We start from the raw sequence: 23,975 nt of genomic DNA, 5'->3' as shown, positions 1-23,975 counted from the left end.
AGATGTTACCGGCGGTAGCATCTAGTCATGGGTGGCATCGGTGTGGACCAGACGGACTACCAGGACCTGCTGCGGACGCTGTCCGTCGCGTCGGTCGAGCATCACTTCGACGCCTTCGTCGACGTGCCGTGGGACGACCCGGCGTATGCCGTCGACCCGAAGGACCCGCGCTGGATCCTGCCGGACGTCGACCCGCTCGGGCGCACGGAGTGGTATCGCTCGCTGCCGCTCGACCGGCAGATCGAGGTCGGCTTCTACCGCCAGACCAACGTCGTCAAGGTGGGCCTGCAGTTCGAGCAGGTGCTGATCGCCGGCCTGATGATGTACTGCCTCGACCTGCCCAACGGGCGCGCCGAGTTCCGGTACTCCACGCACGAGGCGACCGAGGAGTGCCACCACACCCAGATGTTCCAGGAGTTCGTGAACCGGACCGGCCTGGACGTCCCCGGCGCGCACAGCCTCTTCCGCGCGCTCGGCCCCTTCCTGCCCCTGGCCGCCAAGCACCTGCCCTTCATCTTCTTCGTCGGCGTGCTCGGCGGCGAGGAGCCGATCGACTACGTGCAGAAGGTGATGCTGCGCTCCGGTGCGCCGATGCACCCGCTGCTGGAGCGGATCAGCCAGATCCATGTCGCCGAGGAGGCCCGGCACATCGGCTTCGCGCACCAGTTCCTCGAGCACCGCGCGCCCGGGCTCAACCGCGTCCAGCGCGCCTTCGCCTCGGTCCTCACGCCGGTGCTGATGCGGGTGCTGTGCGACGCCATCGTCGTGCCCGGCCCCAAGGCGGTGCGTGACATGGGCATCCCCCGGGAGGTCGTGCGCGAGGTCTGGTGGGGGAGTCCGGAGTCACGGAAGTTCCTGCGCGACATGTTCGGCGACGTGCGGATGCTGGCCGAGGAGACGGGGCTGATGAACCCCGTCTCGCGGCGGGTCTGGCGCGCCCTCGGCATCGCGGGACGCCCCAACCGGTTCCGCAGCGAGCCGGCGCCGGCAGCGGACTGAGAGCGGAGCTCGGCTCAGCCGGAGGTGATCGCGCGCTCGGTGCCCAGGCTCGCCCGCGCGGCGGCCCGGGTGCCGGCATCGCGCGAGCCGGGTGCCGCGTGCCCGGCCTGGGCGGCGCCCTTCCAGGTGCCGCGGATGCCGTGGTCGCGCTGCATCCGGCCGAAGTAGTCGACGACCTCGACCTCCCGTGCCCGCAGAGCGAGCTCGGTGGACGTCGGTCCCTCGGGCACCGGGGCGTCGGCGGCGATCGCTGTGGCCCGGGCCTCGGCACGCGCGGTCGCCAGTCGCTCGCCGATGTGGTCGGCCCATGCCTCGTAGAACGCCGCCCGCGCGGTCGAGCCGTGCACCGGCCGGACCTCCCAGCGCCGGCGGCGCGGGTTCCACACCTCGCGCTGGTCGGCCTTGTGGGCGCCGGAGCGCAGATGGGCGTCGCCGTCGGCGACCATCTGGGTGACCAGCGTGGCGTAGAGCGCCTGCACGACGGCGATGTCCGAGGGGAAGCCGTAGAGCGTGACGCGGGTGTTGCTGGTGTAGATCGCCACCCGCACCTCGTTGGCGCGGGCGATCTCCAGGACGAGTCGCACGTAGCGGGCCAGCGAGCGCTTCCCGGTCTCGCCGATGAGCACTGTCTCCCAGGTCGGCTCCTCACGCCTCTCCTCGGCACCGGCGGACGCGCGGGCGACGGCCAACGCGATCTGGTGGTGGGTGGCCAGCGACTGCGCCTTCGCGAAGAACGCCTCGCGCTCAGCCGCGTTGGACGTGCGCTCGGCCTGCCGCAGCAGCCGCCCGATCCGCAGCAGGGTGCGGTCCTCGCCGTCGACGCCGGTGTCGAGCCCGTGCAGGCGGTAGGCGGTGTGGAGGAGATCGGCCTGCACCGGCCGGCCGATGTCCTCGAGCAGCCGCAGGTAGGTCGTGCGGAAGGCCGCGTCGTGTCCCTCGGCCCCCGCCAGGTGGTGGGCGACCTCGTGCAGGACGACCGCCGCCCTGAGCGACCATCCACCCCCGACCTCCCGGGGCGGGATGGCCATCACGCCGCGCGCCGGCAGCTCGTCGAACTCGTAGTGGGCGCGGGTGTGGCCCCGTCGTGGACGGACCACGAGCGGCACCCCGGCCAGATCGAGGCCGGCGCCGTCGTCGTACCTGGCCCCGGTGGCGACGAGATGGGCCAGCACCTTGTCGACGAACGCCTGGACGTGCGCCGGGTCGGTGAACCGCGGCTCCGTCTCGGGCTCGAACGCCTCCAGCGCACTGCCGACCCGGATCCGCAGCGGCTCGCCCGGCGTGCGGGACGCCTCGTCCAGCCAGCCGGCGAACAGGTCCTCGGCGGCGTAGACCTCGCGGGTGTCGGGCATGCGCCCAGCCTGTCAGGCGGCCCCGACAGTTCCGTCGACGTGGCCCTTGAGCCGGTCGCGGAGCTCGACGAGCTCGGTGATCGCCTCGACGAAGCGGACGGTGCTGTCGCCGACGCCGTTGTCGTCGAAGTAGTGGTGGCGCATCGCGGCCCGGGCGATCCGGTGCTCGTCGTGGTCGAGCCGGGCGGTGAGCAGCCCGGCCAGGCCGGCGAGGCCGTCGGCGTCGACGACGTCGGCGCAGCGGCTGACCGGCACCTCCCGGCGCAGCCGCTCGGCGTCGTGGTGCCGGTCGGTGATGAGGATCGGCTTGTCGGTCCGGAGGTAGAGCCAGTCCAGGCCCACCGAGGAGACGTCGGTGACCATGGCGTCGCAACCCGGGAACACCGAGAGGATGTCGCCCTGCCAGATCGCGGCGTGCCCGGCCTCCGGATCGCCCTCGGCGGCCCGCTCGACCAGCTCGAGGATGGCCTGGTGCGCCTCGCGGATCGCGGGCGTCAGGCTGGTGGTGACCTTCGGGTGCGGCTTGTAGACGAGCCGCACGTCCGGTACGGCCAGGATCGAGCGGACGATCTCGACGCCGAACACGTCGACAGAGGTGTAGTCGTTGTAGTCCGCGTCGCCCTCCCAGGTCGGGGCGTAGAGGACGGTACGGCGCTCGCTGGCCGGCAGCAGGGGAGCGGGGTGCAGGTCGAGCTGTGGACGGCCGATGCGCACCAGGCGGGACTCGTCGAGCTCCATCAGCGCGGCCCGGTGGCGCTGCACGGCGGCCTCGCCTGCGACGAACACCCGGTCGTAGGCCTTCGCGTTGTTGGACACCATCGACTGCTTGTCGCTCTCGCCGTGGTTGATGTGCACGTGCAGCATCCGGCCGTCGAGCAGCGAGTTGAAGTTGAGCATGGAGTTGTTGCAGTAGACGACGACCTTGGCGTCGAGCTCGTCGTACGCCGCCGCGAGGTCGGCGAAGCCGGGGGCGAGGAGGACGGGCAGCGAGGTGCGCTCGTCGAGGATCGCGCTGGTCTGCGGGTCGCGGGTCACGATGCCCACGGGATGGGTGTCATCGAGCCGCTCCAGCACCGGGAGCCACTGGAGGAGCTGGTAGACCCGGGTCGGGTCGTCGGCGAAGTAGGCGATGACGGGCTTGTGCACTCCCGGACTTTACGGCCCGGAGAGGGAGCCGGACGAACCGGCGGAGTCCCGGGAAGGTTGCAGTTGGGTAACCTCGGCCGGTGCTCGATCTCCGGCGTCCGCTCCGCCGCCTCCTGAACCGGTCCGTCCACTCCGCATGGCGCTGGGCCGAGCACATGGGGGACGTCTCGCCGGGCACCGTGCTCGCCGACGAGTTCGGCGCCTTCGGGCCGGGCGCCTGCCTCGCGTTCCCGCTCTCGGCGGTGGTTAACGCCTCCGCGATCCACGTCGGCCGGGACACCCTGATCGGGAAGTACGCCACGCTCTCCGTCGGCTACGGCCCGACCCAGACGGTCCTCCCCGAGCGCGGGCTGGTCATCGGGGAACGCTGCGTCCTCGGCGCCCGGGTCTGCGTCACCGCCCACGAGTCGATCGAGATCGGTGACGACGTGTGGTTCGGACAGGACGTCTTCGTCTCCGACGCCAGCCACGGCTACGAGGACCCCGACGTCCCGATCGGCCGGCAGTTCGGCGCGCACCGCCCGGTGCGGGTCGGCGCCGGCTCCTGGATCGGACACGGGGCGATGATCCTGCCGGGCACGACGATCGGACGCAACGTCGTGGTCGCGGCCGGCTCGGTGGTACGCGGCGACGTCCCCGACCACGCTGTCGTCGGCGGCGTCCCGGCGAAGCTGATCCGGCGCCTCGACGCCGGCGGCCACTGGGCGCGCGCGGGCGAGGCGGCACCCAGGTAGTGTGGACGCTCCCGAGCTGATCGACTGGTACCGAACCGTGGGCAGGAGCCGCAGAACCCGATGACCGCCTGGCTACTGCTGGGGCTCGCCATCCTCCTGGTGCTCGCGTGCGGACTGTTCGTCGCGGCCGAGTTCGCCTTCGTCACCGTCGACCGCGGCCAGGTCGACCGAGCCGCCGCCGGCGGCGACGTCGGGGCGATCGGCGTGCAGAAGGCGCTGCGCTCGCTGTCGACCCAGCTCTCCGGAGCGCAGGTCGGCATCACGATCACGAACCTCGCCATCGGCTTCCTCGCCGAGCCCGCGATCGCCGAGCTGCTCCACGACCCGCTCGCGCAGGCGGGCGTGGCCGACAGCGCCGTGCGTCCGGTGGGCGTCGCGCTCGGCCTCACGCTGAGCACGCTGCTGACCATGCTGATCGGCGAGCTGGTGCCCAAGAACGTCGCCATCGCGCTGCCGCTGACGACCGCCCGGCTGACCCAGCGCCCGATGCGGGCCTTCACCGCCGCCTGCCGCGGACCGATCCGGGTCCTCAACGGCAGCGCCAACGCGATCGTGCGCCGGCTCGGCGTCGAGCCCCAGGAGGAGCTCCGCTCCGCCCGCAGCTCCACCGAGCTCGCCTCCCTCATCCAGCACTCGGCCGACGAGGGCACGCTCGACGCGGAGACGGCCGAGCTGATGGAGCGCTCCGTCGAGTTCGGCACCCGCACCGCCGGCGAGATCATGACGCCGCGGGTCCGGACCCGCTCGCTCGAGGTCAACGACCGCGCCAGCGCGGTCATCGCCCTGGCCCGCGAGTCCGGCAACTCGCGCTTCCCCGTCCTCGACGACGCCGACGCGGTCGTCGGCACCGTCCACGTCAAGAACGCCGTCGCGCTGCCGCTCCACGAGCGGGCCACCACCAAGGTCAAGCACCTGATGGCCAAGCCGATCCTGGTGCCCGACTCGCTGCGCCTCGACCCGCTGCTCGCACTGCTGCGTGCCGACGGCTTCCAGATGGCGATCGTCCTCGACGAGTACGGCGACCACGCCGGGATCGTGACGCTCGAGGACGTCATCGAGGAGATCGTCGGCGACATCGCCGACGAGCACGACCGGCTGGGCAACCGGGGCCGACTGCGCCGCGACGGCACCTGGTCGCTCTCCGGCCTGCTGCGCCCCGACGAGGTCGAGGATCTCACCGAGGTCGAGCTTCCCGAGAGCGAGGACTACGACACCGTGGCCGGGCTCGTGCTCAAGCTGCTGGGCCGCATCCCTCAGACGGGCGACACGGCCGTCGTACCCCTGCCGACGACGGGGGAGGACGACGACGAGCCGCTGCGTCGCGCGGTCCTGACGGTCGACCACATGGACGGGCGGCGGGTCGACCGGATCTCGATGCGGGTCGAGGAGGTCGGGACCGATGGGTGACCTCGGTGGTGTCCTGCTCGCGGTGGTGCTGCTGGCCGCCAACGCCTTCTTCGTGGGCGCCGAGTTCGCGCTGATCTCGGCGCGGCGCAGTCAGATCGAGCCGCGGGCCCAGGCCGGGTCGCGGATGGCCCGGATCACGTTGTCCGCGATGGAGCGGGTCTCGGAGATGATGGCCGGCGCGCAGCTGGGCATCACCATCTGCTCGCTCGGGCTGGGCGCGGTAGGGGAGCCCGCGCTCGCGCACCTCATTGAGCCGCTCTTCCACGAGCTGGGCGTCCCCGAGGAGTGGCTGCACCCGGTCGCCTTCGTGATCGCGATGACGATCGTCGTCTTCCTCCACGTGGTGCTCGGCGAGATGGTGCCCAAGAACATCGCGATCGCCGGGCCGGACCGGGCGGCGCTGATCCTCGGCCCGCCGATGCTCGGCATCGTCACCGTGCTCCGGCCGATCATCGCCGGCATCAACGCGATCGCCAACGGCATCCTGCGCCTGCTGAGGGTCGAGCCGAAGGACGAGGTCGGCAGCACCTACACCCGCGAGGAGGTCGCCGCGCTCGTCGAGGAGTCGCACGGCGAGGGGCTGTTGGCCGCCGACGAGTACGACCGGCTGTCGTTCGCCCTCGGGTTCACCGAGAAGACGGTCGGCGAGGTGATGATGCGCCCGGGCACGCTCGCGACGGTCGTGCGTGGGTCGACCGGTGCCGACGTCGAGGCACTGTGCGCCGCGACCGGCTTCAGCCGGTTCCCGGTCGTCTCCGCGGGCGCCGAGGGCGAGCTGCTCGGCTACCTCCACATCAAGGACGTCCTCGAGCCCGTCGAGGAGCGCCGTGAGCGCCCGGTCGCGGACCGCTGGATCCGCCCCTTCGCGACGGTGACCCGCGACGCGCTCCTGCACGACGTGCTCGAGGTGCTGCAACGCCGCGGCGCCCACATGGCCAGGGTTGTCGACCTCGACGGTACGACGCTCGGCGTCACCGCCCTCGAGGACGTGATCGAGGAGCTGGTCGGTGAGATCCGCGACGCGGCCCACTCCGAGGAGTCATTATCGTGACTGTGCTGACGCTGCCCAACCTGATCAGCTTCCTGCGGCTGCTGGGCGTCCCGCTGTTCCTGTGGCTGGTGCTCGGACCCGAGGCCGACGTGCTGGCCCTCGTCGTCCTCATGTTCTCGGGCGTGACCGACTTCCTCGACGGCTGGCTGGCGCGCCGGCTGGACCAGACCTCCGAGCTCGGCGAGCTGCTCGACCCGATCGCCGACCGTCTCTACATCCTGGCCGTCGTGGTCGGCCTGGCGATGCGCGACATCATCCCGTGGTGGGTGGCGCTGTGCCTGCCGCTGCGTGACCTGCTGTTGTGGGGCCTGGTGCCACTGCTGCGCACCCGTGGCTACAGCGCGCTGCCGGTCCACTTCCTCGGCAAGGCCGCCACCTTCAACCTGCTCTACGCCTTCCCGCTCCTCCTGCTCGGCGACGGCGACGGCACCATCGCCACCCTGGCCCAGGTGTTCGGCTGGGCGTTCGCGCTGTGGGGGATCGGCCTCTACTGGTGGGCCGGCGTCCTCTATGCCTGGCAGGTGCGCAGGCTGCTGGCCACGACGGAGCGGCGGGCCCATGCCTGACACCCTCGACCGGGCCCGGACGCCGCTGCTCACGCTGATCACCCAGGAGGCGGTCGACCGCGACTACCAGGTCGCGGCGGCGCGGATCGCCTCCGCGGGCGATCGCGGCCCCCGGCGGGGCTACCGCGTCGCGGTGGTCCTGGTGGTCGGCCTGTTCGCGATGCTGGTGACGGTCGCCGCCGTGCAGACGTCCCAGAACGCCGACGTCGACGATGCCAGCCGGGCCAGCCTGATCGACCGGATCGAGTCCCGGCGCGCCGCGGTCCGCGGTCTCCAGAATGAGCTCGGAGAGCTCCGTGCGTCCAACGCCGCCGCCGAGGACACGTTGCTCTCGCTCGGCCGCAGGTACGCCGATGTGCAGGCGCGCCGCTCCCAGCGCGGCGCCCTCACCGGGTTCGAGCCGGTGACCGGCCCCGGCGTCAAGGTCACCGTCGACAACCCGTCCCTGGCCGGCGCCGACGAGCAGTTGCGCGACTCCGACCTCGTGATGCTCGTCGCCGGGCTGTGGGACGCGGGCGCCGAGGCGATCTCGGTCAATGGCCAGCGGCTCAACGCACGGGGCGGGATCACCAACGTCGGGGAGGCGATCGAGGTCAACGGCGTCGGCGTCGCGCCGCCGCTCACGGTGCTGGCGATCGGCGATCCCCGTACCCTCAGGTCGTACTTCGTCGAGACCCAGGCCGGCCAGCGCTTCCTGTCGCTGAGCCAGCAGTACGGGTTCGAGCACAAGATGGAGGACGCCGACGACCTCCGCCTGCCTGCCGCACCGGGTGGACTGCGCCAGCTACGGTCGGCGGTGCAGGATCAGGACCGGTCGAAGATGCGTGGAGGTGAGGTGCCGTGATCGCGGTGCTCGGGCTCGTCGTGGGTGTCGCCCTCGGCTTCGTCTTCCAACCGGACGTGCCCCGCTCGGTCGAGCCCTATCTCCCGATCGCGGTCGTCGCTGCCCTGGACGCCGTCTTCGGCGCCCTGCGTGCCTACCTCGACGGGATCTTCGACGACAAGGTGTTCGTCGTGTCCTTCCTGAGCAACGTGGTGATCGCGGCGGGCATCGTCTACCTGGGCGACCGGCTCGGTGTCGGCGGCCAGCTCTCCACCGGCGTGATCGTCGTGCTCGGGATCCGGATCTTCACCAACGTGGCAGCCATCCGGAGACACGTCTTCCATGCCTGACCCGGAGGCCGCCGCGCCGGCCACGCCGACCGACCGCCTGCGGGCGGCCCTGCTGCGCCCGTCGCGCCGGCAGCTGGTCGCCGCGGTGCTGCTGGCGCTGCTCGGCTTCGGCGCGGTCACCCAGGTCCGGCTGACCGGCGTCGACGACGACTACACCGGTCTGCGCGAGCAGGAGCTGATCGACCTGCTCGACGGCCTGGCGGGCACCCGGCAGCGCACCGAGGCCGAGATCGACCGGCTCGAGGAGGTCGCCAGCGGGCTGCGCGACGACTCGACCAAGCGCCAGACGGCGATCGACCAGGCCGACGACGAGGTCGACAGCCTCAACATCCTGGCCGGCCTGGTGCCGGTGACCGGTCCTGGGCTGCGGGTGCGGATCACGGAGGACGACGGCCGGATGCGGCTGGCGTCCCTCCTCGACACGATCCAGGAGCTGCGCACCGTCGGAGCGGAGGCGATCGCCGTCAACGGCACCGCCCGGGTCGTGGCGCAGACGTCGTTCGCCGAGACCAACGGCGGCTTCGAGATCGACGGGGAGCGGGTGGAGGGGCCCTACGTCATCGAGGCGATCGGCGAGCCGAGCGTCCTCGCGGGCGCGATCACCTTCTCCTTGGGCCCCCGCAAGCAGCTCGAGGACGACGGCGCCACCGTCGAGGTCGAGGAGCGGCGCACGATCGACATCGAGGCGGTCGTACAGCGCGACCAGCCTTCGTATGCGGTCCCGGATCAGGGGCAGTAGCCTTCCGCCCATGACGAACCCCGCGGACCTGAAGTACACCGCCGAGCACGAGTGGCTGCGCCGCCCCGGCGGGGTCGCCGGCTCGGTGCGGATCGGGATCACCGACTATGCCCAGGATGCGCTCGGCGACATCGTCTACGTCTCGCTCCCCGAGGTCGGTGCCGCCGTCGCCGCGGGGGACGCGTGCGGTGAGCTGGAGTCGACCAAGTCGGTCAGCGACGTCTACGCGCCGGTCGCCGGCGAGGTCGTCGCGGTCAACGAGGCCCTCGACGCCACCCCCGAGCTGGTCAACAACGACCCGTACGGCGCCGGCTGGCTCTTCGAGATCGTGCCGGCCGACGCCGGGGCCCTCGACGGCCTGCTCGACGCCGCCGCGTACGAGGCCCAGCTCGACACCTGATCCGGTAGGTTCGAGACAGACCCACCGTGAGGAGCCCCTGATGCCGTTCTGCACCGCCTGTGGTCGGCAGAACCCCGATGACGCCCGCTTCTGCTCGCAGTGCGGGAGCCGCCTGGTCGCGCCCGAGCCGGCCCCGGTGACCGACGCCACCGCGACGATCCAGTTCGGTGGCGGCGATCGCGTCGAGACCTCCGACCGGGCGCTGAGCCCGGTCGATGCCGCGGCGGTCGACGCGCTTCCGGTCGGCCACGCCCTGCTCGTCGTCCAGAAGGGACCGGGCTCGGGCAGCCGGTTCCTGCTCGACGCCGACGAGGTGAGCGCCGGACGGCATCCGGAGAGCGGCATCTTCCTCGACGACGTCACGGTCTCGCGTCGACACGCGCTCTTCCGGCGCGACGGCGACACGTTCACCGTCGAGGACGCCGGCAGCCTGAACGGCACCTACGTCAACCGGGACCGGATCGAGAAGGTCCAGCTCAAGGACAGCGACGAGGTCCAGGTCGGCAAGTACCGCCTGGTCTTCTTCGCGGGTCACGAAAGCGTCTGATGACTGCTGCCGTCGCTCGGGGGGAGCGGGAGCCACGGCTCAACATCGGGCAGGTGCTCGACCGGCTGCGGGCGGACTTCGAGGACATCAGCATCCCGAAGATCCGGTTCCTCGAGTCCGAGGGCCTGGTCAAGCCGGAGCGGACGCCGGCCGGCTACCGGAAGTTCTCCGAGGCCGACATCGAGCGGCTGCGCTACATCCTGCGGATGCAGCGAGACCACTACCTGCCGCTCAAGGTGATCGGGGAGAACCTCGACGCGATGGACCGCGGCCTCGCGCCGCCTGAGCCGGAGCCGGTCGTGCCCACCGTGCCCACCGTCGCCCTGGGGGCCGACGGGCTGCCCTCGCCCGAGTCGTTCCGACGTACCGACCGGTTGCGGCTCTCCCGCAAGGAGCTGGTCAAGGTGGCCGAGATCGACGAGGACCTCCTCGGGCAGCTCGAGTCGTTCGGCCTGATCAGCCCGTCGGCGACCGGGCACTACGACTCCGACGCCCTCGTGATCGCCCAGACCGCCCGTGAGCTGGCCGACTACGGCATCGAGCCGCGCCACCTGCGCGCCTTCCGCACGGCGGCCGACCGCGAGGTCGGTCTGGTGCAGCAGGTGGTCGTCCCCCGCAAGGGACGCGATGGCGCGGCGAGCGCCCGCGCGGAGGAGGCGGTCAGCGAGATCGCCGCCCTGTCCGTGCGGTTGCACGCGACGCTGGTGAAGGCCGGCCTGCGGCGCATCTGAGCCGCCGAATTCGACGCAGTAGGCTGGACGCATGCGCGAGGTCGACGTGATGGGTGTCCGGGTGGAGATGCCGTCCAACCAGCCGATCGTGCTGCTGCGGGAGGTCGGGGGCGAGCGCTACCTGCCGATCTGGATCGGCGCCGTCGAGGCGACCGCGATCGCGTTCGCCCAACAAGGCGTCGTCCCGCCCCGGCCGCTGACCCACGACCTGATGCGCGACGTGCTCACCGCGACCGGCAACGAGCTGAGCGAGGTGCGGATCACCGACGTCCGCGAGGGCGTCTTCTACGCGACCCTGGTCTTCGCGTCCGGGGTCGAGGTGAGCGCGCGTCCCTCCGACTCGATCGCCCTCGCGCTGCGGACCGGCACCACGATCTACTGTGCCGACGAGGTGCTCGCCGAGGCCGGCCTCGCGGCCCCGGCCGAGGAGGAGGACGAGGTCGAGGCGTTCCGCGAGTTCCTCGACCACGTGTCACCGGAGGACTTCGGCGCGGAGGGGTGAGCCTCAGCCTCAGGGTGAGGGTTTTCCACGACACGCCCGGCCATGTCTTTGACCGGCCCGACACCGGAGCCGTACCTTGAAGAAGTCGGCCACGACAGCAGTGCAACGCAGTGCCCAGCGTCTGAGCCCCTGGAGGCCCCGTGAACGAGCAGCAGCCCGAGAAGGTCGGTCAGGACGCGACCGCGGCGACGGCTGCCGCCGAGGAGCAGGGGCTCCTGTTCACCGACGACGTCTCCCCGCTGCCCAATGATCTCGGCTACCGCGGCCCGACCGCGTGCAACGCGGCCGGCATCACCTACCGCCAGCTCGACTACTGGGCCCGCACCGGCCTGATCGAGCCGAGCGTGCGCGGCGCCAAGGGCTCGGGCTCGCAGCGTCTCTACAGCTTCCGCGACATCTTGATCCTCAAGATCATCAAGCGGCTCCTCGACGCCGGCATCTCGCTCCAGAACATCCGCACGGCGGTCAGCCACCTGCGCGAGCGCGGCACCGACGACCTGACCCAGGTCACCTTGATGAGCGACGGGGCCTCGGTCTACGAGTGCACCAGCAACGACGAGGTCATCGATCTCCTGCAGGGCGGCCAGGGCGTGTTCGGCATCGCGATCGGCGGCGTGTGGCGCGAGATCGAGGGCACGCTGGCCCTGCTGCCGAGCGAGCACGCCAACGCGGCCGAGCACGACGCCCCGACGGCCGGCGACGAGCTCGCCGCTCGCCGCGCGGCCCGCAACGTGGGGTAGCCTGTAGTCGCTGTTTGATGCCGCACGGGAGAGTCAGGTCCCGTGCCTGCGCCGAAGGGGCAATCCCTCCCCGGAACCTCTCAGGCGCCAGGACCGTGCGGAGCAGGCAACTCTGAAGGCGCAGTGACGCGCCGACAGAGGGGGAGGGCTCGATTCATCTCATCGACCCCACCCTGAGGAAGCCTCCCTGCTCATGAGCGCACCCATCGCCTCCGCTCCTTTCGTCCGGCGTCACATCGGTCCCGACGACGCCCAGGTCGAGGCCATGCTCGCCCGGCTCGGCTACCCGTCCCTCGACTCCCTGATGGACGCCGCCGTGCCGAAGTCCATCCGGTCGACCGACCCGCTCGGGCTCCCGGCCGGCGTCGACGAGGAGACCGCGGCCGCCGAGCTCCGGGCCCTGGCCGGGGCCAATGTGCCCGGCGAGACGATGATCGGCCTCGGCTACCACGCCACCGTGACGCCGGCGGTGATCCGCCGCAACGTGCTCGAGGACCCGAGCTGGTACACCGCCTACACGCCGTACCAGCCGGAGATCTCGCAGGGCCGCCTCGAGGCGCTGATCAACTTCCAGACCATGGTCGCCGACCTGACCGGTCTCACCACTGCCGGCTCGTCGCTGCTCGACGAGGGCACCGCCGCTGCGGAGGCGGTCGCCCTCGCCCACCGCGCGCTTCGCAAGGCGGTCGGGCCGTTCGTGATCGACGCCGACGCGCTGCCGCAGACCATCGACGTGGTCCGTACCCGCGCGGAGGGCCTCGGCATCGAGGTCCTGATCGCCGACCTCGCCGCGGGCCTGCCGGAGGGGCCGGTGTCCGGCGTGCTGGTGCAGTACCCCGGCGCGTCCGGCCGGGTCGCCGACATCAAGCCGGTCATCGACGCCGTGCACGAGCGCGGCGGCCTGGCCGTCGTCGCCGCCGACCTGCTCGCGCTCACCCTGCTCGAGGCGCCCGGGACCCTCGGCGCCGACGTCGTCGTCGGGTCCGCCCAGCGCTTCGGCGTCCCGCTGTTCTACGGCGGTCCCCACGCCGGCTTCATCGCGGTCCGCGAGGGTCTCGAGCGGCAGCTGCCCGGCCGCCTCGTCGGCGTCTCCGTCGACGCCGAGGGCCGCCCGGCGTACCGCCTCGCGCTGCAGACCCGCGAGCAGCACATCCGCCGTGACAAGGCCACCTCCAACATCTGCACCGCGCAGGTGCTGCTCGCCGTGACCGCCGGGATGTACGCCGTCTACCACGGGCCCGAGGGGCTGCGGGCGATCGCCGGGGGCATCCACACGCTCGCCGGGCGCGCCGCCGCCTCGCTCCAGGCCGCCGGGCTGGAGCTGGTCAACGACACCTTCTTCGACACCCTGCAGGTCCGGGCGCCCGGCCGCGCGGCCGAGATCGTCGCCGCGGCGCGGGCGGAGGACGTGCACCTGCGCCTGGTGGACGCCGACACCGTCGGCATCGCGTTCGGCGAGACCGCATCGGATGCGACGGTGTCCGCCGTGCTCGGCGCCTTCGGCGCCTCGCCGGCGGAGTCTGAGCCGCTTGCCGGGCTCCCGGCGGAGCGGCGTCGGACCACCGACTTCCTCACGCACCCGGTGTTCAACACCCACCACAACGAGACCTCGATGCTGCGCTACCTCGCGCGGCTGTCCAACCGCGACTACGCGCTCGACCGCGGCATGATCCCGCTCGGCTCGTGCACGATGAAGCTCAACGCGACCACCGAGATGGAGCCGATCTCGCTCGCCGGGTTCGCCAACCTGCACCCGTTCGTTCCGGCTGCGGACGCCGACGGCTACCGGCAGCTCATCGACCAGCTGGAGGGGTGGCTGGCCGAGGTCACCGGCTACGACCGGGTCTCGATCCAGCCCAATGCCGGCGCCCAGGGCGAGTACGCCGGCATGCTGGCGATCCGCAACTACCACCGGGCCAACGGCCAGGACCAGCGCGACGTCTGCCTGATCCCGTCCTCGGCCCACGGCACCAACCCGGCGTCCGCGGTGATGGCCGGCATGAAGGTCGTCGTGGTCAAGGCCAACGACGACGGCACCGTCGACCTCGACGACCTGCGCGCCAAGTGCGAGCAGCACTCCGAGACCCTCGCCGCGATCATGGTCACCTACCCGTCGACGCACGGCGTCTACGAGGAGACCATCACCGAGCTGTGCGACCTCGTCCACCACCACGGCGGCCAGGTCTACATCGACGGTGCGAACTTCAACGCGCTGCTCGGCTACGCCGCTCCGGGCAGGTTCGGCGGCGACGTCTCCCACCTCAACCTGCACAAGACGTTCTGCATCCCGCACGGCGGCGGTGGCCCGGGCGTCGGGCCGGTCGCGGTGCGCGCGCACCTCGCGCCGTACCTGCCGACGCACCCGCTGCACCCCGACGCCACCCGGCGTGAGGGCACCGGCGCGATCAGCGCGGCGCCGTTCGGCTCCGCGGGCATCCTCCCGATCTCGTGGGCCTACATCCGGATGATGGGCGGCGCGGGCCTGACCCGTGCCACCGCGGTCGCGGTGCTGTCGGCCAACTACGTCGCCGCGCGGCTCGGCGAGCACTTCCCGGTGCTCTACCGCGGCGAGTCCGGGCTGGTCGCCCACGAGTGCATCCTCGACCTGCGCGGGATCACCGCGCAGACCGGCGTCTCGGTCGACGACGTCGCGAAGCGGCTCATCGACTACGGCTTCCACGCGCCGACCATGTCCTTCCCCGTCGCGGGCACGCTCATGGTCGAGCCCACCGAGTCCGAGGACCTCGCGGAGGTGGACCGGTTCTGCGACGCGATGATCGCCATCAAGGGTGAGATCGACCGGGTCGCCGCCGGCGAGTGGGACGTCGACACGTCGCCGCTGCGCCATGCGCCGCACACGGCGCGCGCCCTGGTCGGCGACTGGGAGCGGGCGTACTCGCGCGAGGTCGCGGTCTTTCCGGCCGGCATCTCGCCCGACAAGTACTGGCCGCCGGTGGCCCGGATCGACCAGGCCTACGGCGACCGCAACCTGGTCTGCGCCTGCCCGCCGATCGACGCCTACGCCGAGTGACCGCGTACGACGACGCGCTGGCCCTGCTGCAGGCCACGGGTCGGCTGCCGTCCGTCGCGGCGGCGGTGGCCCGCGGTGGTGCGCCGGTCTGGCAGGGCTGCGTGAGCGTCCTGTCGGACCGGGCGGTGACCGGTGCGTCGTCGTACCGGATCGGGTCGATCACGAAGACCTTGACCGCGGTGCTCGTCCTGCAGCTGCGCGACGAGGGGCGCCTCGGCCTCGACGACCCGATCGGGCGCGTCGTGCCGGAGACGGGCTACGCGGCCGTGACGGTGCGCGAGCTCCTGGCCCACACCGGTGGGCTGCAGAGCGAGCCCACGGGCGCCTGGTGGGAGCGCGTCGACGGCGGATCGTTCGAGGAGCTGGTCACCGCCAACGACGGGTCCGGACGGGTCGCGGTGGCGGGGGAGTGCTTCCACTACTCGAACCTGGGCTTCGCCCTCCTGGGGGAGGCCGTCGCCCGGCTGCGCGGCTGCTCGTGGTGGGACGCCGTGCGGGAGCGGCTGCTCGGGCCGCTCGGCATGGCCGCCACGTCCTATCACCCGCCGGCCGACCACGCCCCAGGTCGCAGTGTCGACCACTTCGCCCACACCCTCAGCGCGGAGCCGCACACCGACACCGGTGCGATGGCGCCGGCCGGTCAGCTGTGGAGCACCACCGGTGACCTGCTGCGGTGGGCGGACTTCCTGGTCACCGGGCACCCCGACGTGCTCACCGCCGCGACGCTGGCCGAGATGGCCGTCCGCGCCTCACCGGGTGGCGCGGAGGAGGCGTACGGCCTCGGGCTGCGGCTGCTCCCCGTCGCCGGGCGCACCCTCGTCGGGCACACCGGCTCGATGCCGGGCTTCCAGGCGTCGCTGTTCGTCGACCCGGTGAGTCGCGACGCGGTGGTGGCGCTGGCGGACGCCACCACCGGGCTGGGCCCCGAGGAGCTGCCGGGGCGGCTGCTGGACGCCACCGGCGAGGCGAGCACCGAGGTCGTGCCGTGGCGTCCCTCGGCGCGGCCGGTGCCGGCCATGGTGACCGAGGTGCTCGGCGTCTGGTTCTGGGGGAACACCGGCCTGGGCATCGAGTGGGTCGACGGCGAGCTGCAGGTCCGTGACCTGCGCAGCGGCACCCTCGAGGACAGGCTCCGGCCGGACGGCGCGGGCTTCGTCGGCGTCGAGGGCTATCACCGCGGTGAGACCCTGCACCTGCGTCGCCGGCCCGACGGCGCCGTGGGCCATCTGGAGTGCGCGACCTTCGTTGTGGACCCGCACGCCCTACGATCCGCAGGCGCCGATCCCCGGGGGCGCCGCACCGCCCGCGTGACCGGAGAGGCATGATGCTCCCGTGAACGAGAACACGTTCCAGTTTGCCTGGTTCCAGCGGTCCGACGCCGGCTTCGACCCGCTGCCGCTCGCGCAGAGCCTGTGGCGCGACGACCAGATGCACGGCGTGGCCGTCAGCGGACTGCTCGCCCGGGCACTCGAGCAGGCCATGGCCGACGCCGGGCGGACCGGGCTGGTCCCGGCCCGCTACCACGTCGACCTGTTCCGGCCGGCCCGGATGATCACCACCACGGCGTCCGCGCGGGTCGTGCGCGAGGGCCCGCGGCTCGTGCTGCTCGATGCCGTGGTCGAGCAGGAGGGCGAGGTCGTCGCCCGGGCCGGCGCGACGTTCCTGGCCACCTCGGCGAACGCCCCCGGTGAGATCTGGTCGGCGCCTGGGGAGCGGCCCGTGCCGCCCCCGGACGGTCTGCTCCCGGCCCGCGGCGAGCACCACGTCCCGATGTTCGCCAGCGCGGCCGGCTGGTCGGACAACTTCGCCGACCACCAGAACCCCGGGCGGCACCAGACCTGGCAGACCGCGATCCCCATCGTGTACGGCGAGGAGTGCTCGCCGTTCCAGGCCGTGGCCTCGATCGCCGACGCCACCAGCATGGTCACCAACTGGGGCGGTCACGGCGTCGAGCACATCAACACCGACATCGACCTGGCCCTGTGCCGGCTCCCGGATAGCTGCCGCCTCGGCCTGCGGGCCACCGACCACGTGGCGGCCGACGGCATCGCGGTGGGCACCGCGGAGGTGTTCGACAGCAGTGGCACGCTGGGCACCGCGACGGTGACCTCGCTGGTCAACACCCGGCGCACCGTCGACCTGTCCGGCGGCGTCGAGCCCCGCGGCGCGGTCTGAGTTGGATGGCGCGAGCGTGTCGTCGCTTCGCTCCGCCACGCTGCCGCGCACGCAGTAGCGCGGCGTAGGGCTCAGGTTTCCGCGGCGGCAAGCCCGTCGGCTCGCGGAAAGGCTCGACGCCTCCGCTCCGGTCGCTCCTTCGTCGCTCGCTCCGCTCCGGCGTCCTCGCTCCCCGCGACGGCCGACCCCCCGAGGTAGGTCGACTCAGCCCGCCTGGGTGTCGTCGACGATCTCGGCGTCGACGGCCTGGTCGAAGTCGAAGGTGAGCTCCTCGCGGTCGAGGTCGGCCAGCGCGGAGAACTCGCTGGAGGCCAGCACCTTCGGTGCCTCCTCGATCTCCTTGGGCGCCGCGATGCCGGCGACCGGATCGGCGGCGTTGAGCTTGCGCGCGGCGGGCAGCACCGAGCGCTCCAGGGAGCCGGTGAAGGCGTTGTAGTCCTTCACGCTGCGCTGCAGGGAGCGCCCCAGCTTGTCGACGTGCTCGGAGAGCTTCAGGATCCGGCGGTAGAGCACCTGCCCGAGCTCGAAGAGGACCTGCGCGTCCTCGGTCAGCGCCTCCTGCTTCCAGGTGAAGGCGACCGTCTTGAGCATGCTCCACAGGTTGGTGGGCGTGGCCAGCACGATGCCGCTGCCGAAGGCGTGCTCCATCAGGGACGGGTCGACCTCGAGGGCGGCGTTGAGCAGTTGCTCGTTGGGGATGAAGGCGACGGTGAACTCCGGACTCACGGTCAGGCCGGTCCAGTACCCCTTGCGGGCGAGCGTGTCGACGTGGCCACGGACCTTGCGGGCGTGGTCCTCGAGCAGGCGCTGGCGCGACTCCGGCTCGATGCCCTCGCGCTGGGCGTCCATGAAGGCGTTGTAGGGCACCTTCGCGTCGATGGCCATCTGCTTGCCGCCGGGCAGGTTGACCACCATGTCGGGACGGCGGTTGCCCGAGTCGGCCTCGACGGAGTGCTGCAGCTCGAAGTCGACCCGGTTGAGCAGGCCGGCGGTCTCGATGAGCGTGCGCAGCTGGGTCTCGCCCCAGACGCCGCGCACGGCGTTGTTCTTGAGCACCGAGGCGAGGGTGTCGGCGGCCTTGCGGGAGTCCTCGACCGAGCGCTGGGTGTGCGTGATCTGGGTGGCGAGCTCGGTGTGCTGCTGGACGCGCGCCTTCTCGAGGTCGTCGACCTTCCGCTGCATGGCGCGCAGGTGCTCGACGACCGGGGTGAGCGTCTTGAGGACCTGGGTCTGGCCGGTCTCGGCCCGCTCGCGCTCCTGCTGCGCCTGGCGCTGCTGCTCGACGACGGCGCGGTAGCGACCGCGGGCCTCCTCGACCGCCTCGCGCAGCTCGTCGACCGTCGCCAGGGCGCCGGTGAGCTCGGCCTGGACGGCCGCGCGGGCCGCGGACTCCTCGGCGCGGGCCGCGGCGGTCCGGGACTCGCCCTGGAGCTGGACCCGCTGGACCTCGTGGCGCAGCTCGGCCAGCGCGGCCTCGTGGTCGGCCCGCAGGCCCGCCAGCACCGCCTCGTGGCGCGCGGCCACGACCTCCGGCGCCTCTCCCGGCACGGCCTCCGCGGCGGCCGGGAGGGTCGCCTGGCGCACCAGCCAGCCGACTCCCGCACCGAGCAGGAGACCGACGAGGAGCGCGAGGAGGATGGCCATGGGAGCAGTCAAACAGGAGGGCCCGACAGAACTCCGCCGGGCACGCCGGTTCAGGTGTAGCGAACGGTCCGCTCGTCCTTCGTCCAGCCGTAGAGCGCCAGTCCGCCGGCCCCGGCCAGCCGGACGGACAGGCCCGTCGGCGCGCCGACCGCGACGAGCGCGCCGACACCGCTGGCGACCGCCTTCTGCACCAGCTCGAAGCCGGCGCGGCCGCTGACGACCAGCACCGCCGCGGCCGCCGGCTCGCCGCCGAGGAGCCGGGAGCCGATGACCTTGTCGACGGCGTTGTGCCGTCCGACGTCCTCACGGACGGCGAGCAGCGAGCCGTCCGCCGTGAACAGCCCGGCCGCGTGGGCGCCGCCGGTCCGGTCGAACAGCTCCTGTCGGGGCCGCATCAGGCCCGGCAGCCGACGGACCAGGTCGGGGGAGGGGAGCGGACCGGACCACGGCACCGCGGCGCGGCGGGCGAGCACCTCGTCCACCTCGTCCGAGCCGCACACGCCGCACGCCGCCGAACCGGCGCTGAGCGCGTCGAGCTGGCGCGGCACCCGCGGCGGCACGGCGTCCAGGGTCACCGTCACGACGTTGAACTCCTGCTCCGCGCGCAGCTCGACGTCGGTGCAGTAGGCCACGCCGGAGGGTCGTCCGAGACCCTCGTGGTGGACCCAGCCCGCGGCCAGCTCGAAGTCGTGCCCGGGCGTGCGCAGGGTCGTCCAGACCCGCCGGGCCGGGGCGCCCGGCCAGGCCAGCCGGATCTCCAGCGGCTCCTCGGTGAGCACCCGGTCCTCGTGCCGGCGCACGTCGTCGCCGCGGTGCTCCTCGACCCGCAGCCGGGTCGTGGGTCCCGGCCGGCGCGCCCTCACCCCGGTCACCGCACGGCCCGGCGCCGACGCAGCTCGTCGAGGCGGTCGGCCAGCCGCCGGCGTACGGCGCCCGGGAGGTCCCGCTCGAGCGCGGCACCGGCCGCGGCCTCGGTCGCGTCGTCGAGATGGGTGATCGGGAAGTAGGCCTCGACGACATCGCCCTGCACCCACCCCTGGTGTGCGTCGATGACCGCGTCGAGCTGGTCGAAGTAGGCCGTGGCGAAGGGGGCGGTGACGTCGAGCTGCGCGGCCTGCCACATCCCGATGCCGGCGGCCTTGACCTCGTAATTGGGCACGGAGACCTCGCCGATGGCGCGTACCCAGGCGAACTCCTTGGCCGCGGCCGTCGGGAGCGAGGACACCGCGCGGGCGTGGTGGACGGTCGTGGCGCCGGTGCGTTCCGCGTCGAGGGCGGCGTCGAGCGCGGCGCGGTCGGTGGCACCCAGCTCGGCCAGCCGGCGCCGGGCCTTCCAGCGCAGGTCGCTGTCGCCGACGATGCCGTCGAGCAGGTCCTCGCCGGCAGCCCAGCGCTCGAGGGCGTCGGCGTCCGCGCTCGACAAGACGGTGGCCCGGAACGCCGAGAGCTGGACCTCGGACCCGGCGTCCGCCCGCTCCGCCGCGCGTCGGACGGCCGCGTGGAACCGCTCGGTCGTGCCGGGCGGGGCGATCGGCAGCACCGTGTCGAGGACCCACGGCAGCAGGTTGCGCACGCCGTCGGCGGTGTCCTCGACCGGTGGCGCCGTCGCCAGGAGCTCGGCGACCTGGGCCGGCGTGAGGGCGCCCTCGAACAGGCCGAGCCGGACGCTGTTCCACATCGTCGCGCGCAGCTGCGGGTCGGTCATCGACGGCGCGAGCACGGGCAGCGCGGCCATGGTCACCGGGTCGGGCGGGCTCACGACCCAGGTGGTCTCGGTGGCGTCGAGCAGCGCGGGGGAGTCGCCGAGGTTGAGGGGCGTCGTCGGTCCGTCGACGACGAAGACCCGGTGGGTCCAGCCGTCGGCGCCGTGGACCGCGACCTCGATCTCGTGGCGCCGGTCGGCGGGGTGCGCCGTGGGTGAGGAGCGGTGGACCACTCCGGCCGCGCGGTCGAGGTCGAGCCGGTCCGCCCCGGGCGTCAGCAGCCAGTCCTTCACGAAGCCGTCGAGCGACGCTCCGCCCGCGGCCCGCTCCCAGCTCGCGAAGAGGTCGTGCATCGTCGCGTTCCCGAACCGATGCAGGTCGAAGTGCTCGCGGACACCGCCGAGGAAGGCGTCGTCGCCGAGCCGGTGGGCGAGCTGGCGCAGCACGTTGGAGCCGCGCGCGTAGGAGATCCCGTCGAAGTTCTGCAGCGCCGAGAGTGCGTCGGGGGCGGCATTGCCGGCGACCGGGTGGGTCGTCGGCCGCTGGTCGGCGGTGATGCCCCACGTGCGGCGGGCGTAGGACTGGTGCAGCCACGCATCGGCGTACTCGGTGGCGTCGGCGACCACCCGGTAGCCCATGTACTCGGCGAAGGACTCGTTGAGCCACAGGTCGTCCCACCACGTCGGCGTGACCAGGTTGCCGAACCACTGGTGGGCCATCTCGTGGGCGATCAGCGCGGCGCGGAAGCTCTTGTCGGCGCGGGTGGTGCTGCCCTCGAACAGGAGCGGATCGCGGATCGTCACGCAGCCCGGGTTCTCCATGGCGCCGGCGTTGAACTCCGGGACGAAGGCCTGGTGGTAGTCGCCGAACGGGTAGCGGACCCCGAAGAGGCGGTGCAGCTCGTCGAACGACTGCCGGGTCAGCGTGAACAGCTCGTCGGCCTCGCGGTCGAGGGTGGCGGCGAGGCTCTGCCGCGCGCTGAGGCCGAGCGCGATGCCGTCGTGCTCGGCACGGATCAGGTGGTAGGGCCCGGCGACCAGCGTGACGAAGTACGTCGCCAGCGGGGGCGTCGGCCCGAGCTCCCACTGCCTGGTCGCGCCGTCGGACCCCGCGTCGACCGCCGGTGCGTTGCCGACGACGAGCCACTCGGCGGGTGCGGTCACCCGCATCGAGTACGGCGCCTTGAGGTCGGGCTGGTCGAAGCACGCGAAGACCGACGGCGCCGCGTCCATGAACGACATGCCGTAGACGTAGGCCCGGCCGTCGACGGGGTCGACCGAGCGGTGCAGTCCCTCGCCGTCGTTGCGGAAGCCCATCGTCGCCTCGACCACGAGCTCGTGGTCACCCGCGTCGAGGTCGAGCCGGATCCGGCCGTCGGCGAGAAGCGCGACGTCGAGGGCCTGCCCGTCCAGCCGGACCGCGTGCAGCAACTGCGGCTTCACGTCGACGAAGGTGGCCGCGCGCTCGCTGCGGAAGCGGATCGTGGTGAGCGAGCGGAAGGCCTCCTCGCTGCGCGACAGATCCAGCTCGACGTCGTACGACGACACGGCGAGCACGCTCGCCCGGTGCTCGGCTTCGGCGCGGGTCAGGCTCATCCAGTCAGCCTAGAACGCACGCCGGCAGGGTGCCGATGTGGGAGGGTTCGGCCCATGCGTCCGTGGACCCAGGTGCCGCCCCAGCAGGGCCGGCGGTTCGTCATCACCGGCTCCAACGGCGGCCTCGGTCTGGAGACCGCCCGCATCCTCGGCTCCCGCGGCGCCGCTGTCGTGCTGGCCTGCCGCAGCGTCGCGAAGGGCGAGGCGGCCGCGCGGACGGTGCCCGGTCACGACCAGGGGCGGGTCGAGGTGCGGCAGGTCGACGTCAGCGACCTGGACTCGGTCCGGGCGTTCGCGCGCGGCCTCCGGGACGACGGCCGGCCGGTCGACGTGCTGATCAACAACGCGGGGGTGCTCGGCGTCCCGCTGGCGCGCTCGGCGCAGGGCGTCGAGATGCACTTCGCGACCAACTACCTCGGGCACTTCGTGCTGACGAACGAGCTGTACCCGGTGCTCACCGACCGGGTCGTGATGGTGAGCTCGCGCGAGCACCGCTCGGGCGCGCTCGACCTCGACGACCTCGGGTGGGAGCGGCGTCCGTACCGCCCGTTCCAGGCGTACGGCGACTCGAAGCTCGCCGACCTGCTCTTCATGCGGGAGCTCGACCGCCGGCTCCGCGCGGAGCGGTCGTCCCTACGCGCCGTCGCGGCCCACCCAGGCGCCTCGGCGACCAAGATCACCGGAGGAAGCGGGCACCCCGTGGTGACGGCGATCGGCTACTACGGCCAGAAGCTGGTAGGCATGCCGGCCTGGCGCGGCGCGCTCTGCACGGTCTACGCGGCGACGATGGACGTGCCGAGCGGCGGCTACATCGGCCCGCACGGGCGCACCGAGCTGTGGGGCTGGCCCGCGCCGGCCCGGATGTCGCGGAAGGCGGACGACGAGGTGCTGGCGCGGGCGCTGTGGGACCACTCGGTCGCGTTGACCGGCTCCTGACGCTGTCCCGGACGGCTCGGCGTCAGCCGATCTCGATGCTCTCGAAGGTGACCGGCGTGTTGGGGCGACCGCCGCCGCTCTGGGCCCAGTAGCCGTCGTTGCCGCTCGCGGTCGCGTCCTTCAGGGCTGTCACCGACGCCTCGTCGAGGTGGCCCCAGACCGTGTAGCTGGGCGGGAACTGCGAGTCGCCGAAGACGATGAAGAACTGGCCGCCGCCGCTGTGCGGCTGCCCCGTGTTGGCCATCGCGAGCGTGCCGGCCGGGTAGGTCTCGGTGCCGTCGACCTCGTCGGGGATCGTGTAGCCGGGACCGCCGGTGCCGGTCTTCGGGTCGGCGTCGGACGCCTTCGGGTCGAAGTACGGGTCACCGCACTGCAGGAACTCGAAGCCCGGGTCGTTGCCCTGGCGGTGGCAGGACGTGTCGTCGTAGTAGCCCTGCTTCGCCAGCGACGCGAAGGACTCCACCGTGCACGGAGCCTTGGCCGCGTCGAGGGTGAGCGCGAGGTCGCCGATGGATGTCTTCAGCACGGCCGGGACGTCGCCGGAGTACTGCGGGTCGGCGGGCGGCAGGTCGACCGGCCGCGCGGCCTCGCCGTCCTCCTCCCAGTCGCACTGGCCGGGGGCGGCGCCCGCGGTGCTGTCCGTCGTCGTGGTGTCCGCGGACGGCGAGGTCGACTCGCCCGACCCGGGGTCCTCGGCCGAGTCGTCGCCGCAGGCGGACAGGGAGGCGAGCAGCAGCAGGGCCGGGACACCGGCGAGCAGGCGAGAGCGCATGGGGCGCATCGTACGGCGCCGACCTGAGCCGT

The 23,975-nt window shown here is 72.5% G+C and carries 23 protein-coding genes and 1 riboswitch; of the genes, 17 read left to right on the top strand and 6 right to left on the bottom strand.

Annotation, left to right across the window (positions count from 1 at the left end; all coding sequences use genetic code 11):
• Nucleotides 1-27: 27 nt before the first annotated feature.
• Nucleotides 28-999 (top strand): AurF N-oxygenase family protein, encoded by a 972-nt coding sequence (locus KVF89_RS00370; protein WP_257422511.1) that lies wholly within the window; start codon nucleotides 28-30, stop codon nucleotides 997-999.
• Nucleotides 1,000-1,013: 14 nt separating this feature from the next.
• Here KVF89_RS00370 and KVF89_RS00365 read toward each other — a convergent pair whose 3' ends face one another.
• Together KVF89_RS00365 and KVF89_RS00360 are read right to left on the bottom strand one after the other, a co-directional pair.
• Nucleotides 1,014-2,351 (bottom strand): DUF7168 domain-containing protein, encoded by a 1,338-nt coding sequence (locus tag KVF89_RS00365; protein WP_257422510.1) that lies wholly within the window; start codon nucleotides 2,349-2,351, stop codon nucleotides 1,014-1,016.
• A 12-nt stretch (nucleotides 2,352-2,363) separates the two neighbouring features.
• Nucleotides 2,364-3,497: a CDP-glycerol glycerophosphotransferase family protein gene (locus KVF89_RS00360; protein WP_257422509.1), complete on the bottom strand. Its 1,134-nt coding sequence runs from the start codon at nucleotides 3,495-3,497 to the stop codon at nucleotides 2,364-2,366.
• 80 nt (nucleotides 3,498-3,577) lie between these two features.
• On the opposite strand from KVF89_RS00360, the gene KVF89_RS29785 reads away from it, so the two are divergent.
• From KVF89_RS29785 to KVF89_RS00280, 15 genes are all read left to right on the top strand, one after another.
• Nucleotides 3,578-4,231: an acyltransferase gene (locus KVF89_RS29785; protein ID WP_273475440.1), complete on the top strand. Its 654-nt coding sequence runs from the start codon at nucleotides 3,578-3,580 to the stop codon at nucleotides 4,229-4,231.
• Nucleotides 4,232-4,291: 60 nt separating this feature from the next.
• A complete protein-coding gene (locus tag KVF89_RS00345) occupies nucleotides 4,292-5,638 on the top strand; it encodes a hemolysin family protein (RefSeq protein ID WP_257422508.1) in 1,347 nt (448 codons plus the stop codon).
• Nucleotides 5,631-6,689: a hemolysin family protein gene (locus KVF89_RS00340; RefSeq protein WP_257422507.1), complete on the top strand. Its 1,059-nt coding sequence runs from the start codon at nucleotides 5,631-5,633 to the stop codon at nucleotides 6,687-6,689. Before KVF89_RS00345 ends, KVF89_RS00340 begins: the two co-directional genes overlap by 8 nt.
• Complete coding sequence (gene clsA / locus KVF89_RS00335; RefSeq protein WP_257422506.1) at nucleotides 6,686-7,255, top strand: cardiolipin synthase ClsA; 570 nt, start codon at nucleotides 6,686-6,688, stop codon at nucleotides 7,253-7,255. Before KVF89_RS00340 ends, clsA begins: the two co-directional genes overlap by 4 nt.
• Nucleotides 7,248-8,099, top strand: coding sequence for a DUF881 domain-containing protein (locus tag KVF89_RS00330; protein ID WP_257422505.1), 852 nt, complete (start codon nucleotides 7,248-7,250; stop codon nucleotides 8,097-8,099). The genes clsA and KVF89_RS00330 overlap by 8 nt, the downstream gene beginning before the upstream one ends.
• Nucleotides 8,096-8,428, top strand: coding sequence for a small basic family protein (locus KVF89_RS00325; protein WP_257422504.1), 333 nt, complete (start codon nucleotides 8,096-8,098; stop codon nucleotides 8,426-8,428). Before KVF89_RS00330 ends, KVF89_RS00325 begins: the two co-directional genes overlap by 4 nt.
• Entirely contained in the window at nucleotides 8,421-9,167 is a 747-nt protein-coding gene (locus tag KVF89_RS00320; RefSeq protein WP_257422503.1) for a DUF881 domain-containing protein, read from the top strand. Before KVF89_RS00325 ends, KVF89_RS00320 begins: the two co-directional genes overlap by 8 nt.
• A 10-nt stretch (nucleotides 9,168-9,177) precedes the next feature.
• Nucleotides 9,178-9,567, top strand: a complete 390-nt coding sequence (gene gcvH / locus KVF89_RS00315; RefSeq protein ID WP_257422502.1) for a glycine cleavage system protein GcvH — start codon at nucleotides 9,178-9,180, stop codon at nucleotides 9,565-9,567.
• Nucleotides 9,568-9,607: 40 nt separating this feature from the next.
• On the top strand, nucleotides 9,608-10,114 hold the full coding sequence (locus KVF89_RS00310) for an FHA domain-containing protein (protein ID WP_257422501.1): 507 nt from the start codon (nucleotides 9,608-9,610) through the stop codon (nucleotides 10,112-10,114).
• Nucleotides 10,114-10,845, top strand: a complete 732-nt coding sequence (ftsR, locus tag KVF89_RS00305) for a transcriptional regulator FtsR (RefSeq protein ID WP_257422500.1) — start codon at nucleotides 10,114-10,116, stop codon at nucleotides 10,843-10,845. The genes KVF89_RS00310 and ftsR overlap by 1 nt, the downstream gene beginning before the upstream one ends.
• Before the next feature lie 31 nt (nucleotides 10,846-10,876).
• Nucleotides 10,877-11,347 (top strand): bifunctional nuclease family protein, encoded by a 471-nt coding sequence (locus KVF89_RS00300; protein WP_257422499.1) that lies wholly within the window; start codon nucleotides 10,877-10,879, stop codon nucleotides 11,345-11,347.
• 140 nt (nucleotides 11,348-11,487) lie between these two features.
• Entirely contained in the window at nucleotides 11,488-12,087 is a 600-nt protein-coding gene (locus KVF89_RS00295; RefSeq protein WP_273475439.1) for a MerR family transcriptional regulator, read from the top strand.
• 15 nt (nucleotides 12,088-12,102) lie between these two features.
• Nucleotides 12,103-12,193: riboswitch (glycine riboswitch) on the top strand.
• Nucleotides 12,194-12,280: 87 nt separating this feature from the next.
• Nucleotides 12,281-15,118: an aminomethyl-transferring glycine dehydrogenase gene (gcvP, locus tag KVF89_RS00290; protein WP_257422498.1), complete on the top strand. Its 2,838-nt coding sequence runs from the start codon at nucleotides 12,281-12,283 to the stop codon at nucleotides 15,116-15,118.
• Nucleotides 15,115-16,443 (top strand): serine hydrolase domain-containing protein, encoded by a 1,329-nt coding sequence (locus KVF89_RS00285; RefSeq protein ID WP_257422497.1) that lies wholly within the window; start codon nucleotides 15,115-15,117, stop codon nucleotides 16,441-16,443. The genes gcvP and KVF89_RS00285 overlap by 4 nt, the downstream gene beginning before the upstream one ends.
• Nucleotides 16,444-16,450: 7 nt before the next feature.
• Nucleotides 16,451-17,293, top strand: coding sequence for a thioesterase family protein (locus KVF89_RS00280; protein WP_257422496.1), 843 nt, complete (start codon nucleotides 16,451-16,453; stop codon nucleotides 17,291-17,293).
• A gap of 204 nt (nucleotides 17,294-17,497) precedes the next feature.
• On the opposite strand, the gene KVF89_RS00275 is transcribed toward KVF89_RS00280, so the two are convergent.
• From KVF89_RS00275 to pepN, 3 genes are read right to left on the bottom strand one after another with little or no spacing between them, the layout of a single operon-like run.
• Nucleotides 17,498-18,937, bottom strand: a complete 1,440-nt coding sequence (locus KVF89_RS00275) for a DNA recombination protein RmuC (RefSeq protein ID WP_257422495.1) — start codon at nucleotides 18,935-18,937, stop codon at nucleotides 17,498-17,500.
• Nucleotides 18,938-18,987: 50 nt separating this feature from the next.
• Nucleotides 18,988-19,800, bottom strand: a complete 813-nt coding sequence (locus KVF89_RS00270; protein WP_257422494.1) for a formate dehydrogenase accessory sulfurtransferase FdhD — start codon at nucleotides 19,798-19,800, stop codon at nucleotides 18,988-18,990.
• A gap of 5 nt (nucleotides 19,801-19,805) precedes the next feature.
• Nucleotides 19,806-22,235, bottom strand: a complete 2,430-nt coding sequence (pepN, locus tag KVF89_RS00265) for an aminopeptidase N (protein ID WP_257422493.1) — start codon at nucleotides 22,233-22,235, stop codon at nucleotides 19,806-19,808.
• Nucleotides 22,236-22,289: 54 nt separating this feature from the next.
• Here pepN and KVF89_RS00260 point away from each other — a divergent pair, with 54 nt between their 5' ends.
• Nucleotides 22,290-23,171, top strand: a complete 882-nt coding sequence (locus KVF89_RS00260) for an oxidoreductase (RefSeq protein WP_257422492.1) — start codon at nucleotides 22,290-22,292, stop codon at nucleotides 23,169-23,171.
• 22 nt (nucleotides 23,172-23,193) lie between these two features.
• Here the strand turns inward: KVF89_RS00260 and KVF89_RS00255 are convergent, their stop codons facing one another.
• Nucleotides 23,194-23,943, bottom strand: a complete 750-nt coding sequence (locus KVF89_RS00255) for a peptidylprolyl isomerase (protein ID WP_257422491.1) — start codon at nucleotides 23,941-23,943, stop codon at nucleotides 23,194-23,196.
• Nucleotides 23,944-23,975: the final 32 nt, after the last annotated feature.

Origin of the sequence: Nocardioides carbamazepini, assembly GCF_024614185.1 — a bacterium.
GTDB lineage: Bacteria > Actinomycetota > Actinomycetes > Propionibacteriales > Nocardioidaceae > Nocardioides > Nocardioides carbamazepini.
This window is presented reverse-complemented; position numbering and strand designations above follow the sequence as displayed.

Excerpts from the sequence above, each read along its gene's own strand:
- KVF89_RS00370 (WP_257422511.1), top strand. The coding sequence starts at position 28 with ATGGGTGGCATCGGTGTGGACCAGACGGACTACCAGGACCTGCTGCGG.
- KVF89_RS00365 (WP_257422510.1), bottom strand. The coding sequence starts at position 2,351 with ATGCCCGACACCCGCGAGGTCTACGCCGCCGAGGACCTGTTCGCCGGC.
- KVF89_RS00345 (WP_257422508.1), top strand. The coding sequence starts at position 4,292 with ATGACCGCCTGGCTACTGCTGGGGCTCGCCATCCTCCTGGTGCTCGCG.
- KVF89_RS00340 (WP_257422507.1), top strand. The coding sequence starts at position 5,631 with ATGGGTGACCTCGGTGGTGTCCTGCTCGCGGTGGTGCTGCTGGCCGCC.
- KVF89_RS00330 (WP_257422505.1), top strand. The coding sequence starts at position 7,248 with ATGCCTGACACCCTCGACCGGGCCCGGACGCCGCTGCTCACGCTGATC.
- KVF89_RS00320 (WP_257422503.1), top strand. The coding sequence starts at position 8,421 with ATGCCTGACCCGGAGGCCGCCGCGCCGGCCACGCCGACCGACCGCCTG.
- gcvH (WP_257422502.1), top strand. The coding sequence starts at position 9,178 with ATGACGAACCCCGCGGACCTGAAGTACACCGCCGAGCACGAGTGGCTG.
- KVF89_RS00310 (WP_257422501.1), top strand. The coding sequence starts at position 9,608 with ATGCCGTTCTGCACCGCCTGTGGTCGGCAGAACCCCGATGACGCCCGC.
- ftsR (WP_257422500.1), top strand. The coding sequence starts at position 10,114 with ATGACTGCTGCCGTCGCTCGGGGGGAGCGGGAGCCACGGCTCAACATC.
- KVF89_RS00300 (WP_257422499.1), top strand. The coding sequence starts at position 10,877 with ATGCGCGAGGTCGACGTGATGGGTGTCCGGGTGGAGATGCCGTCCAAC.
- gcvP (WP_257422498.1), top strand. The coding sequence starts at position 12,281 with ATGAGCGCACCCATCGCCTCCGCTCCTTTCGTCCGGCGTCACATCGGT.
- KVF89_RS00275 (WP_257422495.1), bottom strand. The coding sequence starts at position 18,937 with ATGGCCATCCTCCTCGCGCTCCTCGTCGGTCTCCTGCTCGGTGCGGGA.
- pepN (WP_257422493.1), bottom strand. The coding sequence starts at position 22,235 with ATGAGCCTGACCCGCGCCGAAGCCGAGCACCGGGCGAGCGTGCTCGCC.
- KVF89_RS00260 (WP_257422492.1), top strand. The coding sequence starts at position 22,290 with ATGCGTCCGTGGACCCAGGTGCCGCCCCAGCAGGGCCGGCGGTTCGTC.
- KVF89_RS00255 (WP_257422491.1), bottom strand. The coding sequence starts at position 23,943 with ATGCGCTCTCGCCTGCTCGCCGGTGTCCCGGCCCTGCTGCTGCTCGCC.